General features: G+C 64.5%; 11 protein-coding genes. 5 read left to right on the top strand and 6 right to left on the bottom strand.

The window, feature by feature from the left end:
* Positions 1-3 precede the first annotated feature (3 nt).
* The 4 genes from P0M12_RS29390 to P0M12_RS29375 all read left to right on the top strand — a co-directional run bounded on the left by P0M12_RS29390 (position 4) and on the right by P0M12_RS29375 (position 3,979).
* Complete coding sequence (locus tag P0M12_RS29390) at positions 4-1,044, top strand: ROK family protein (RefSeq protein WP_020969875.1); 1,041 nt, start codon at positions 4-6, stop codon at positions 1,042-1,044.
* 94 nt (positions 1,045-1,138) lie between these two features.
* Positions 1,139-1,945, top strand: a complete 807-nt coding sequence (locus tag P0M12_RS29385; protein ID WP_029538272.1) for a lysophospholipid acyltransferase family protein — start codon at positions 1,139-1,141, stop codon at positions 1,943-1,945.
* A 66-nt stretch (positions 1,946-2,011) separates the two neighbouring features.
* Positions 2,012-2,503 carry a polyadenylate-specific 3'-exoribonuclease AS gene (locus tag P0M12_RS29380; protein ID WP_003941683.1) on the top strand — a complete coding sequence of 164 codons (492 nt, stop codon included), beginning with the start codon at positions 2,012-2,014 and terminating at the stop codon, positions 2,501-2,503.
* A gap of 90 nt (positions 2,504-2,593) precedes the next feature.
* Positions 2,594-3,979 carry a 3-deoxy-7-phosphoheptulonate synthase class II gene (locus P0M12_RS29375; protein ID WP_007730070.1) on the top strand — a complete coding sequence of 462 codons (1,386 nt, stop codon included), beginning with the start codon at positions 2,594-2,596 and terminating at the stop codon, positions 3,977-3,979.
* A gap of 83 nt (positions 3,980-4,062) precedes the next feature.
* On the opposite strand, the gene P0M12_RS29370 is transcribed toward P0M12_RS29375, so the two are convergent.
* Entirely contained in the window at positions 4,063-4,491 is a 429-nt protein-coding gene (locus P0M12_RS29370; RefSeq protein ID WP_277377209.1) for a protein-tyrosine phosphatase family protein, read from the bottom strand.
* 27 nt (positions 4,492-4,518) lie between these two features.
* Positions 4,519-6,582, bottom strand: a complete 2,064-nt coding sequence (pknB, locus tag P0M12_RS29365; protein ID WP_003941667.1) for a Stk1 family PASTA domain-containing Ser/Thr kinase — start codon at positions 6,580-6,582, stop codon at positions 4,519-4,521.
* 303 nt (positions 6,583-6,885) lie between these two features.
* On the opposite strand from pknB, the gene P0M12_RS29360 reads away from it, so the two are divergent.
* The gene (locus P0M12_RS29360) at positions 6,886-7,254 is read left to right on the top strand and encodes an Rv2175c family DNA-binding protein (RefSeq protein WP_003941747.1); all 369 of its coding nucleotides are present in this window, start codon (positions 6,886-6,888) and stop codon (positions 7,252-7,254) included.
* Positions 7,255-7,274: 20 nt separating this feature from the next.
* Here P0M12_RS29360 and P0M12_RS29355 read toward each other — a convergent pair whose 3' ends face one another.
* From P0M12_RS29355 to P0M12_RS29340, 4 genes are all read right to left on the bottom strand, one after another.
* A complete protein-coding gene (locus P0M12_RS29355) occupies positions 7,275-8,219 on the bottom strand; it encodes a phytoene/squalene synthase family protein (RefSeq protein WP_007730072.1) in 945 nt (314 codons plus the stop codon).
* A 10-nt stretch (positions 8,220-8,229) separates the two neighbouring features.
* Positions 8,230-9,807, bottom strand: a complete 1,578-nt coding sequence (locus tag P0M12_RS29350) for an alpha-(1->6)-mannopyranosyltransferase A (protein ID WP_003941737.1) — start codon at positions 9,805-9,807, stop codon at positions 8,230-8,232.
* Between the two features lie 98 nt (positions 9,808-9,905).
* Positions 9,906-11,498 (bottom strand): phytoene desaturase family protein, encoded by a 1,593-nt coding sequence (gene crtI, locus P0M12_RS29345; RefSeq protein ID WP_277377208.1) that lies wholly within the window; start codon positions 11,496-11,498, stop codon positions 9,906-9,908.
* A gap of 2 nt (positions 11,499-11,500) precedes the next feature.
* Complete coding sequence (locus P0M12_RS29340; RefSeq protein ID WP_080961139.1) at positions 11,501-12,640, bottom strand: polyprenyl synthetase family protein; 1,140 nt, start codon at positions 12,638-12,640, stop codon at positions 11,501-11,503.
* Positions 12,641-12,669 lie beyond the last annotated feature (29 nt).

Genomic DNA, 12,669 nt, shown 5'->3' with positions numbered 1-12,669 from the left:
GCGATGAGCGCGCGCCGCTTGAAAGCGGTCTCCGACTCCACCATGGACGACATCTTGACGGTCGGCATCGACGTCGGCGGGACGAGTATCAGGGCCTCCGTCGTGGACGTCGACGGACAAGTGCTCGAGATGATTCAAGCCCCGACCCCGCAGTCGGCCAGGGCACTCGAAGACGGTCTCGATCGCGTCGTGCGCGAATTGGTCACCAGGCACGAGGTATCGGCCGTGGGGTTGGCGGTCGCCGGCTTCATCACCTCCGATCGAAGCTCGGTTCGGTTCGCTCCGCACTTGCCATGGGTGGACGCGCCGGTCGGAAGTGACTTGAGCAAGCGGCTCGGCTTGCCGGTCGTTCTCGAACACGACGCCAATGCAGCGGCGTTCGCGGAGCACCGATTCGGCGCGGCCGCAGGTGGCCGCAATGTCGTGATGGTGGCAATCGGGACCGGCATCGGTGGTGCGCTGCTGATCAACGGTGAGCTGTACCGGGGGAGTCACGGCGTCGCCCCCGAACTGGGCCACATCCAGGTCGTTCCGGGCGGGCGTCAGTGCGCGTGTGGCAAACGTGGGTGTTGGGAGCGCTATTGCAGCGGAACGGCGCTCGTCGACACGGCAATCGAACTGCTTGCCGCCGACCCGGCCGCGTCGACGGTCCTGGCGCGTGAGGTTGCGGTGGATCCTGGTTCGCTCACCGGTCGCCGGATCGCCAACGCCGCGCAGGACGGTGACCCACTCGCGCTGGCAACGATCGCCGAGTTCACCCGTTGGCTGGCCGTGGGTCTGGCCATGGTCGGTGACGTCTACGATCCCGATCTGGTCGTGATCGCCGGCGGCGTCGCGAGTTCTGCCCCACTGTTTCTCGACGACGCCCGCGAGCAGTACGCGACATTGTTGACCGGGGCGAAGCACCGCCCACTGGCCCGCATCCGTTCCGCTCAGCTGGGCGAAGCTGCGGGCATGGTCGGCGCCGCCGCATTGGCCCGATCGGTAGTGCCTCAGGATCTCGGTGGGGTCGACGGCGCTGGAACCACGTCTGCCGGACTGTGATCGGGTCGATCCTGCAGGGGCGTGTGTAGCGGGGGTTACCGGTCGGCAGTAAGGTCGTACTCAGCGAAATTCAGCTGTGAATGGGAGGGACGCCGTGTGGTATTGGCTCTTCAAGTATGTGTTGCTGGGGCCGATTCTCTGGCTGCTCGGGCGTCCGACGGTCAAGGGTCACGAGAACATTCCGACTGACGGGGCGGCCATTCTGGCCAGCAATCACCAGGCGGTTCTGGACTCGTTCTACCTTCCGCTTCGCGTCAACCGCCGCATCACGTTCCTTGCCAAGAGTGAGTACTTCACCGGTTCCGGTCTGAAGGGCGCTTTCCAGAAGTGGTTCTTCACCGCGGTCGGTCAGGTCCCCATCGACCGAACCGGTGCAGACGCGGCGCAGGATGCACTCAACGCCGGTCTCAAGGTCCTCGGTTCGGGCAGCCTGCTGGGTATCTACCCCGAGGGGACGCGCTCGCCTGACGGTCGCCTCTACAAGGGCAAGACCGGAATGGCGCGCCTCGCACTTGAATCGGGCGTCAAGGTGATCCCGGTAGCGATGGTCGGCACCGACAAGATGAATCCGATCGGCTCACGGATGTGGCGTCCCGCCAAGGTCACCGTGATCGTCGGCGAACCCATCGATTTCTCCCGCTTCGAAGGCATGGGCGGAAACCGCTTCGTCGAGCGCGCTGTGACCGACGAGGTGATGTACAAGTTGATGAAACTCTCCGGCCAGGAGTACGTGGACATCTACGCGGCAAGCCTCAAGAACCAGGCGCCCACGAAACCCGAAGCTGCCGTCGACGTTCCGGCGGAAGGCGGCGAGTCGGTTGTCGATCTCGTGGCCTCGGCCGAGTCGAAGGAATCCGCGAAGACCGACAAGGATTCGCTCCCGGACGCACAAGCCAGCTAGAGATTTCCCACACCGGCCGCACGCGCATTGGCTCCAGAGCCGGCGCGTGCGGCATAGTTTTCGGACGTGCGCTACTTCTACGACTGTGAATTCATCGAAGACGGTCGAACCATCGATCTCGTGTCCATCGGCGTTGTCTGTGAGGACGGCCGAGAGTATTACGCGGTTTCGACGGAGTTCGATCCCGCCCGTGCCGGTAGTTGGGTGCGCAAGAACGTGCTGCCGAAGTTGCCGCAGCCTTCGTCGCCGCTGTGGAAATCACGCGAGAAGATCCGCGACGATCTTCTGAAATTCTTCGTTCCGCGGCCGATGGTGGTTCCGGAGCTCTGGGCGTGGGTCGCCGCCTACGACCACGTCGCGCTGTGCCAGTTGTGGGGCGATATGACCGAACTACCGCAGTCGATGCCGCGGTACACCCGCGAACTCCGACAGTTCTGGGAAGACAACGGCAGTCCTGCCCTCCCGTCGGCGCCCGCCGACGCACACGACGCACTTGCCGACGCCAGGCACAACCTCGTGAAGTTCGACGCCATTTCGGCTGCACGGTCACTTCGCTGACCCAGGTTTCGGTGCGCGGGAAGTGTTCCGATTGGGCTGCGATCGAGAGCCTGTGTGACGCGCCGACGAGCGAGCGAATATCCTGTAGAGGTGAACTGGACTGTCGACGTGCCGATCGACCGCTTGCCCGAACTCCCGCCGCTGCCTGCCGGACTGCGTAAGCAGCTCGACGAGGCGCTCGCGAAGCCCGCTGCTCAGCAGCCCTCGTGGCCCGCTGACCAGGCGGCCGCCATGCGGACTGTGCTCGAGAGCGTGCCTCCCATCACGGTGGCCAGCGAAGTCGAGGCGCTGCAAGAGCGTCTCGCGCAGGTCGCGCGTGGTGAGGCATTTCTGCTCCAGGGCGGTGACTGCGCCGAGACCTTCGCGGACAACACCGAGCCGCACATCAAGGGAAACATCCGCACGTTGCTGCAGATGGCCGTCGTGCTCACCTACGGTTCCTCGATGCCGGTCGTCAAGGTCGCTCGCATCGCCGGCCAGTACGCCAAACCGCGCTCGGCCGACATCGACTCGTTGGGTCTGAAGTCCTACCGCGGCGACATGATCAACTCGCTCGTCGCCGACGAGGCAGTCCGCGCCCACGATCCTTCGCGACTGGTGCGTGCATACGCCAACGCCAGCGCCGCGATGAACCTGGTTCGCGCACTCACCGGCGCCGGCATGGCCGACCTGCACAAGGTGCACGATTGGAACCGCGAATTCGTCGCAGCGTCTCCCGCGGGCGCACGCTACGAGCAACTGGCAGCCGAGATCGACCGCGGCCTGCAGTTCATGAACGCGTGTGGCGTCACCGATCCGAGCCTGCACCAGGCACAGATCTTTGCCAGCCACGAGGCCCTGGTTCTCGACTACGAGCGCGCGATGCTGCGTCTCGACAACGACAGCGATCACCCCAAGCTCTACGACCTGTCGGCTCACTTCCTCTGGATCGGTGACCGCACTCGTCAGCTCGACGGCGCGCACATCGCCTTCGCCGAGTTGGTGTCCAACCCGATCGGCCTCAAGATCGGCCCGAGCACGACGCCGGAAATGGCGGTGGAATACGTCGAGCGTCTCGACCCCACCAACAAGCCGGGTCGTCTGACTCTGATCTCGCGCATGGGCAACGGCAAGGTCCGCGACCTGCTGCCGGCGATCATCGAGAAGGTCCAAGCCACCGGTCACCAGGTCATCTGGCAGTGCGATCCGATGCACGGCAACACCCACGAAGCCTCCACCGGGTACAAGACGCGCCACTTCGACCGCATCGTCGACGAGGTTCAGGGATTCTTCGAGGTCCACAACGGTCTCGGCACGCATCCGGGTGGCATCCACGTCGAGCTGACCGGTGAGAACGTCACCGAGTGCCTCGGCGGCGCGCAGGACATCTCCGACCTCGATCTCGGCGGTCGCTACGAGACGGCGTGCGACCCCCGATTGAACACTCAACAGTCGTTGGAGCTCGCGTTCCTCGTGGCCGAGATGCTGCGAGGCTGAAACCCTGCTTCGCCGAAGCTGATTCGCGCCGGCATAGATTTTCGGCAAACGCCCTCACCCGCTCGCGCAGGTGGGGGCGTTCGCTATTGCGTGAATCGTGTGACGAATCGGCGCTGCCAGGGCATTTCGACGGCGCGAGGTGAGTAACGTGCGCGAACGTACGCGGTGGCGTCCTTACTGGGCGCTCCGTCCATGACGGCAAGAGCGGCCAACGCTGTTCCGGTGCGGCCGTATCCACCACCACAAGCGATCTCGACTCTTTCGGTTTCCGAGCGCACCCACACTTCGTGCAAGGCCCTGCGCAGCGCATCGGGATCGCTCGGCAACCAGAAATCTCGCCAGCGGACCCACTCCGACTCCCACTCGGTGTCGGGAGGTTCTTTGCCGGTCAGATAGACGCCGAAGGTGGGGAGAGGTCCGGAAGGAAGTGGATTGCGGAGTCCTCGACCCCGAATCGATCTCCCCGACGGCAAGTCGAGTATCCCAATGCTCTCGGGTTCCCACGTGGCCATGAATTCAGATTAGGCCGAAGCGGACTGTCAGGGAATTGCGACGACGCTGATGTCGGTGCCCTTGGCAACGAGGTCGTTCTTGACGCTCTGGCTGATGATGACCGAGCTGTCGTTCTGGGTGAGCTGACGCACGGTGATCTCGAGGCCGAGGCGGCCGAGTTCTTCGCGTGCTGAGGAGACGGAGCGGCCGATCAGCGAGGGAACCTTGACGGAGTCGGAGATGAGCAGAACCACGGAGGTGCCGGCGTTGACGGAGGACCCGACTGCGGGATCGGTGCCGATTACGCTACCGCCCTCGACGGCGTCGTCGAACGTTGTTCTGGTGGTGCTGACTGAGATGCCTACCTTGTCGAGGGCGGCGCGCGCAGCGTTCTCGGACATGCCCTTCACATCGGGAATGTCCACGGGCGGTGACCCTTTGGATGTGATGACCTTGACCGAGGAGCCCACGGCAACTTCGGTTCCCGGTGCCGGGTCGAGCGCGGCCACGCCGCCGATCGGGATCTTGGAGCTGAATGTGTCCCCGCCGTCGACCGCGACGAGAGTGCGATCGGCGAGTTGTGCGCCCAGGGCCGAGACGTCGCCGCCGGCCGGAATGGGCGGGACAGTCGGACGCCCGAGCGAAGTCAGCAGCGCGACGGTCGAGCCTTTGGTAACCCTGGAGCCGGAGGCCGGGTCTGTCCCGATCACCGTGTCGATGGGTTGGGCGTCGGAGTACTGACCCTGGACGTCGGGGGAGAGCCCGGCGTCCTGCAGAGCGGTGACCGCAGTGTCCTTGGTCAGCCCGTCGATCGAGGGAACAGCTGTATAGCGGCCCGAGCCCATCCACCATCCGCCGAAGCCCAACGCGAGCGCGAGGACCGCGATGACGAGCAGCCAGATCAGGGTGGCTCGTCGCGATTTACGACGTGCCTCGACAAAATGAGCATGCGGATCGTCGTGCCCCGGGTGGTCGTCGCCGAAATCGGAACCGTCGTCGAAATCCGAGTCGCCGTCGACCGTCGCCGGACGAGCAGTTTGTGCGGTGACCGCGCGAGTGTGCTGGATACCGCCAGGGGGAGGAGAGCCCGTGCCGAGCGCCGTGGTGGCTGCCACAGCCGGGGCCACGCCGGACGCCAATACCGTCGTGGCAGCAGGGTTCGGGCGCGCAGCAGAGTTCGGGTGTACCTCCGTGGGAGGCGCAGGCGCCGGTTGTGGCCGGGCCGGGGCAACTTGCGCGCTCTGGTGCTGGGCGCTTCGACGCGGAGCGGGAACGCGGTATGACGGAAGTTCCAGTTGCTCGCTCACACTGCGAAGTGCAGCTGCCATCTCACCGGCGTCGGCGAAACGATGTGCGGGCTCGCGGTGAGTGGCTTCGGCAACCAGACGATCGAACTGCGCCGGTACACCGGGGATACGTGAACCTGGGCGCGGGACATCGTCGTGGATGCGTTGGTAGGCGATGGAGAGTGACGTATCGCCGGTGAACGGTGTTGTACCGGTGAGAAGTTCGAACATCAACACGCCGGTCGAGTAGACGTCGCTTCGAGTGTCGGCAATTCCTGACGTCACCTGTTCCGGCGACAGATAGGCCGCGGTGCCGAGGATCACGCTGTTGGAGGTGGTGGTTGCTGCCGCAGCTGCACGCACCAATCCGAAGTCGGCGATCTTCACTTCGCCGGTGTCCGAGATCAAGATGTTCTCGGGTTTGACGTCACGGTGAACCAGTCCCGCTCGATGCGCCACCGCCAACGCGTCCAGGACAGGTGCCACGACTGCAGCGACTGCGTGTGGCGGCATCGGTCCGCGCTCACGAAGGAGTTCACGCAAGGTTCCACCGTCGACGAGTTCCATCACGAGGAACACGTGATTGCGATCGCTGCCTTGGTCGTAGACGGCCACAAGGGCAGGATGCTTGAGTCGGGCCACGGCCCGGGCCTCGAACTCGAAACGAGTCAGGAACGCTGGATCGCCGGCGAATTGCGGGTCCATCACCTTGATCGCGACAGGTCGATCCAACCGTGTATCGAGGCCTCGATAAACGGTCGACATACCGCCGCGCGCGATCGGTGCGTCCACTCGATAGCGGCGCTCGAGCATTTCGCCGATCAACCCTCGACCTCCGTAATGACTGTTCCTCCGTGCTTGCGATCTGTCTGCTTGCGGTCTAGGTGGTAGCTGTCGGCATGTGGGTGGTTGTTTACCGCGTACTGGCTCCCGCAGTGAGGGCACCCATTTACATCCACCGCGAAATCCCGGTTACTGATACGCCGCATCCCGTCCATCGTAGCCAGCGATACCGACGCGGAAGTCTCGAGAACGTCACAGAGCGCTGTGACCTGAGCGGAGCGGCAGTTTCGAGCACTGCACCGGGCGGTACACAGCGGGCTCGCCGGACCGGATAAACTTCTCGCGGTGAGCGCGATTCCTTATTGTGATGATGTCCTGGATTCTTCGGTTTCCCTGTTCCAGCTGGTGGATGTGGCGAAGAACGTCGGGTTGCCGGTGAGCAAGGTTCACCAGTTGCTTCGCGATCACAAGATCATCGCAGTCAAGCGGCATGGCGTTCTCGGTGTCCCCGAAGTGTTCTTCGGCGAGGACGGCCAGATCGTCAAGTGGCTGCCCGGTCTGCTGGCGGTGCTGCACGACGGCGGCTACACCGATGTCGAAATCCTCCGCTGGTTGTTCCTGGCCGACGATTCCCTGCCGGGGCGCCCGGTGGACGCACTGCATGGTGATCTCGCGCGTGAGGTCATCCGCCGCGCACAGGCCATGGCTTTCTGAGCTGCCGGCCTTCTGACAACTCACCGCATGCGGTTTTTCGCCGCGTAGGTTGCCGACCGGACCAGACCCGGCGCAGCGACTCGAAGTCGCGTGCGTCCGGGAACGGACACACGTCGATGCAGTATCCGGAAGTCGGCGCGCTCGACCTGGTCGAGAATTGCTCCGTACAACACGAAAGCCGTGCGGATCGACGGCTGGACCCGCCGATCGAGCATCGGGATGCCAGATTCGGCAGACCGATACCGCCCCCGCGTCACGGCAATGAAGTGTGCCAGCGCGCGCTTGACCCGAACGTCCACCGTTCCGGTTCTGCGCCCGTGCTCGAGCATCTCGATGTCGACCCCGAATGCGGCGAACTCGCCCGCCGGTAGATACAGACGTCCCCGGTCGAGGTCTTCACCGACGTCGCGGATGAAGTTGGTCAGCTGAAACGCCTCACCGAGATTCGACGCGGGCACTACAGCTTCCTGCTGCGGAACGCTCACTCCGAGAATCGGGAGCATCTGCAAACCGATGACGACGGCAGAGCCGTACATGTACTCGCTGAGTTCGTCCATCGTGTTGTAAACGGGTCGAAACTTCGCCGTGTCGGGGGCGTCCATCCGCATGGACTCGAAGAAGGCGTCGAAATATGCGCGCGGGATGTCGAACGTCTTCACAGCATCCGCGAAGGCCGGGAGTACGCGTGTCAGGTCGAGGGGAACCGTCGACGGGAAGCCACCTGTCGCAGTGGGGTTGTCGAGTGCGTTGACGGCTGCACGTTCGACGTCGGCGAGCACCGTGCCTCGTTCATGCGGACCCGAGGGTTCGTCCACGATGTCGTCGACGACGCGAGCAAATGCGTAGAGCGCGTGAACTGCGCGGCGTCGAGGTACGGGCAACAACCGGGTGGCCAGAAAGTACGTTCGGCCGTGTTCCCTCGTCACGTCCTCGCAGAATTCATAGGACGCAGGCAGTGCGTTCATGACACGCGGATCACGCAGATCCTGACGTCGAGGGCGCCGAGGCGGCTGACGTCATTTCGATCGGTTTCTCGTGTTTGCGTCCACGAAGTCGCAGTGGGTCTTCCGTCTGCAAGGACATCGCCGCGATCACGGCAGCGACGATGGCCAGAGCCACGTGCGGGAAGGTGTACAGGCCGATCGATCCGTCCGGCTGGAACACCAGCATCAGCCAGGTGGACAGCCCGGTCAGTACGGCGAGAGTCGTCGGCGACATTGCGAAACCGGCCGCTACTGCCAGCGGCCAGGAGTAGTACCAGGGGAGTGCTGCGGGGGACAGAACGACGATGGCGACCATCACGATCACGATGCCCATGACGGCGTCGCGTTCGGTCTTGCGGTAGCGCCACCACACGACGGCGATGATCGCGATCAACACAACCGCCGAGATGGTCCGGGAGACTTCGAGGATGTCGTTGAAATGGTCGCCGGCGAACCAGGAGGTTGCCATGGTTCCGATGTGCGCCACGATCGTGGGCAGCGAGAGCCAGTTGATGATCTTTGCCGAACCGGAGAGTGCCGTCGTCCAGCCGAGGCCGACTCCGGCGATCAGTGAGGTGGATCCGAGTACCGCCACGAACACCGCGAAACCTGCGCCGGCTGTCTTGACGAACGATCGGATCGGTGACGCCGGTTCTCGCCCGGCCGCTGCGGCGTCCTCCCGCTCGTGGATCATCCAGATCCAGACTATGAAGGGAAGTGCGACGCCTGCGGTTGCCTTGATCGCGACGGCGAGCGCGATCAGCCCGATCCCGAAGAGGTGCTTGCGTTCGAGAGCGAGCGCAATGCCTGCGGCCATGAGGCCGACCATGAGCATCTCGTTGTGAACGCCGCCGATCAGGTGGATCAGGACGAGGGGATTGAGTACTGCGAGCCACAGGGCGATCGAGGTGTTTCCGCCGAGCTTCGTCGCGAGATGGGGAACGGCCCACATCATCAGGGCGAGTCCGGGCAGCATCGTGATCCGCAACAGCATCGTGCCGGCGATGACGTTCTCGCCGGTCAGCCGAACGATGGCGTCGGCAAGGAGAAGGTGAACCGGACCGTACGGGGTAGTTGTCGTCGTCCACACGTTGGAGACGTTGTCGAGCAGGATTCCCGGATTGACGACGGGGCCGACGGCATACGGGTCGAAGCCGTTGCGCAACAACGCGCCTTGCGCCAGGTAGGAGTAGGCGTCACGGCTGAACATGGGCACCGCGAACAGCAGCGGAAACGTCCAGACCGGGACGACGTAGCGCAGGCCGCGCAACGAGACGTCACCGCGCAGAGTCGAGCGGCCCAGTCGAACCCAGGCGGCGATCATGCACAGGACACCGATCCAGACGATGGCCGCCGACAGAATCGATCCGTGGCCGAAACGGAGCCAGGACAGATGCATCGACTCGAGCAGCGGATCTTGGCGCCGGACGCTACCGGCACCGAATCCGCCGAAAGTGATCATGACTGCGCCGAAGAAACCGAGCAGTGCACTGTGACCTTCGGGAGTCCGAAGGAAATTGGCGGCCCTTAGGTGCCACGGTCTTTCAGTGGCTGCGGCAGAGGACGTCATCGGTGCAGGTTCCTCCCCCGAGGAGATCGGTGTCGATCGGCGCGTGCAGCGCCCGAGTCGGTGAATCGTGGATGAATGGTCGGTTACGAGGGGCTAGTTTAGTTGCTCGCACGAGTGCCCACCGCGCTGGCTCGCTCGCGTGTACCGGTAATACGTTCGGCGGCGAGCCGTCCGGACAGCAGAACGGTCGGTACTCCCACCCCCGGAACGGTTCCCGATCCGGCGAGAACGACGTTGTCGAAGCCGCGGGCGAGGTTCTTGCGTCGGAACGGCCCCGTCTGGGTGAAGGTGTGTGCCGCTGCGAACGGGCTACCCGCGGCCATGCCCTTCTCGAGCCAGGTCTGCGGGGTGTCGACGTGATCGATCTCGAACCCTTCGACCAGTCCCGTGTAGCCACGTTCTTGCAGCGTGAGGATGATTTCGCGCACGTAGGGCGGGCCGAGAGTCGACCAGTCGAGACTTGCACTGTCCAGATTCGGACACGGCGCGAGGACTGACAGCGGTTCACGGATTCGGCCGTCTCGCGAGAAGGCCAGGCTCGGATCGGTCTGTGCCGGTCGGGTGACGAGCAGTGACGGATCACTCATCAGTCGCCCGCGGCCGCGGCGTGCCGTGATCTCGGCGAAGGTACGCTTCCACGCCTCGCCGAAGTCGATCATGTGGTGTCGCTGCGCGGGCCATTCGTCGGCGACCGCGGAGGAAACAGTGCCGTGAATCACGACAGCGGACGGCGATGTACGCACCGGGCGCGGACGCAATCGCGTATGCGGGCGCAACAGCGAGTCCGTGACGGCCATGTCGGGAGTGAGGACGGCGGCGTCACAGTCGAAGCGCTCGCCGTCGCGTGTGTGAACGGTGTGCACGCGCCGTCCGCTCACCTCGAGGCGTTCGACAGTGCGGCCGAGATGCAGAATTCCGCCGGCCTCGGTGAAGGCGTCGGCCATCGACTCGGCGATCGTGCGCATCCCGCCCTCGGGGAAGTAGACGCCGAGTGAGGTGTCCATGTGAGCGATCGCCCCGTACACCGCGAGGGCCCGAGACGGAGCAACGCCCGCATACAGCGCTTGGAAGGTGAAGATCCGCCGGAGGCGAGGGTCGCGGATCTTGCGATCCACCTGCCCGCCCAGTTTCCCGAATCCTCCCAGTGCGACGAGCCGGCTCAGATCTTTGAGTGCGTCACGCGAATTGACCAGTCCGAGGGGAGAATCGAAGTCGGCGTCCATGAAGCGGTCGAATTCCGCGTCGAAGATCCGGTTCAGCCATCGCCGCAACGCACGGTATCGCTGCGCTTCTTCCGGCCCGCAGACACGGGAGACTTCGGCAGCCATGTCTTCTGGGTCGGCGTGGACATCGAGAGCGGTGCCGTCTGCGAATCGCGCGTGGTACGTCGGATCGAGCTTGTGCACAACGAATTTGGGGTTTGTCGAGGCTGGGTCGGCGCCGACGGCCGCAAGGGCGTCTTCGACGAGTTCGGGCATCGTGAGCACCGTTGCGCCGTTGTCGATGCTGTAGTCATTGCCCTGGTAGACACCGACTCGCCCACCGACCGAGCTGTTGCTCTCGAGAATCGTGACGTCGCGGCCGGCGCCACGCAGATACAACCCCGCAGACAGTCCGGCAAGTCCCGCGCCGACGATCACGACTCGATCGGTCGGCGAGCTGACGGTTCGAGTGCGGTGCACGTGTGCCACGGTCAGTAGCTTCGCTTCGTGGCCGCGATCGCCATGTCGGTCAGGCGAGCCTTGGACTCTGCCGTTGCCGTGCTCGAGTCGAGGGCGTTCGCAGCTGCCTCGACGAGGGTGTCGATCTGCGTTTCGACGTCGGTGACGGCGCCCAGATCGGTGATCACCTGGCGCAGAGTGTCGACCTCGGTGTCGGTCAGCTGCGTGCCGATTCCGTTGCGGAGCAGTTCTGCTGCCGCCGGATCTGCGGCGTCGGCGCGGGCAAGCGCCATCGCGAACAGGACAGTTCGCTTACCGGCGATGAGATCGTCGCCCGACGGTTTGCCCGTGACGGACGGATCTCCGAAGACACCGAGCAGGTCGTCGCGAAGTTGGAAGGCGATACCGATGTCCGTGCCGAAGGACCGGTAGGCATCGACCAACTCGGCGTCCGCACCGAACAGCGCGGCGCCGAGGTGCAGTGGGCGTTCGATCGTGTACGCGGCGGTCTTGTAGCGGTTGACCCGCATGGCTGCCTCGACGGTCTCGTCGCCTCGGGCTTCGTTGCTGATGTCGAGGAATTGGCCACCGAGCACCTCGGTGCGCATTGCCGACCAGACCGGGCTGACACGTGCGGCCGCCTCGGGGCTGATCCCGGATTCTCGGATCATGTCGTCCGCCCAGGCCAAGGCCAGGTCGCCGAGAAGAATGGCGACGGCCTCGCCGAAGTGCGCGGAGTCGCCGCTCCACTCCTCGTCTCGGTGCTGGTCCTCGAATTCGACGTGAACGGTCGGGAAGCCGCGCCTGGTCGTGGATGCGTCGATGATGTCGTCGTGGACGAGCGCGCAGGCCTGCACCAGTTCGAGGGCGGCGCACGCACGAATCACCGCGTCTGCGTCCTTCCCGTTCGGGTCGCCTCCGGCGCCGAGCCATCCCGTCCAGGCGAACGACGGTCGGACGCGCTTTCCTCCGCGCAGGACGAAGGCCTCGAGGGTGCTGACGGCCTTCTCGTATCCACCGCCGATGTTCGTGACGAGTTCGCGGCGTGAAGCGAAGAAGTCGCGGAGCGCTGCTTCGAACAAACCTGGCAGTTCGAGTGAGGTCGGATGCGGTGCGGTGTTGGTCGAACTCTGTCCAACGCGCGCGGTTCCTGCGGACAGGGTGGCCTCCAAGATCGGTATGTTCTCGCGCCGGATGGTTA

It is taken from the genome of Rhodococcus sp. RCBS9 (assembly GCF_029457415.1).
Lineage (GTDB): Bacteria > Actinomycetota > Actinomycetes > Mycobacteriales > Mycobacteriaceae > Rhodococcus_F > Rhodococcus_F qingshengii.
Note: the sequence above shows the minus strand (reverse complement) of the source record. Positions and strands in the feature narration are given on the sequence as shown.

What these genes read in the sequence shown, in the direction of transcription:
- P0M12_RS29355 (WP_007730072.1), bottom strand. Translation starts at nt 8,219, where the DNA reads ATGAACGCACTGCCTGCGTCCTATGAATTCTGCGAGGACGTGACGAGG.
- P0M12_RS29350 (WP_003941737.1), bottom strand. Translation starts at nt 9,807, where the DNA reads ATGACGTCCTCTGCCGCAGCCACTGAAAGACCGTGGCACCTAAGGGCC.
- P0M12_RS29390 (WP_020969875.1), top strand. Translation starts at nt 4, where the DNA reads ATGAGCGCGCGCCGCTTGAAAGCGGTCTCCGACTCCACCATGGACGAC.
- P0M12_RS29370 (WP_277377209.1), bottom strand. Translation starts at nt 4,491, where the DNA reads ATGGCCACGTGGGAACCCGAGAGCATTGGGATACTCGACTTGCCGTCG.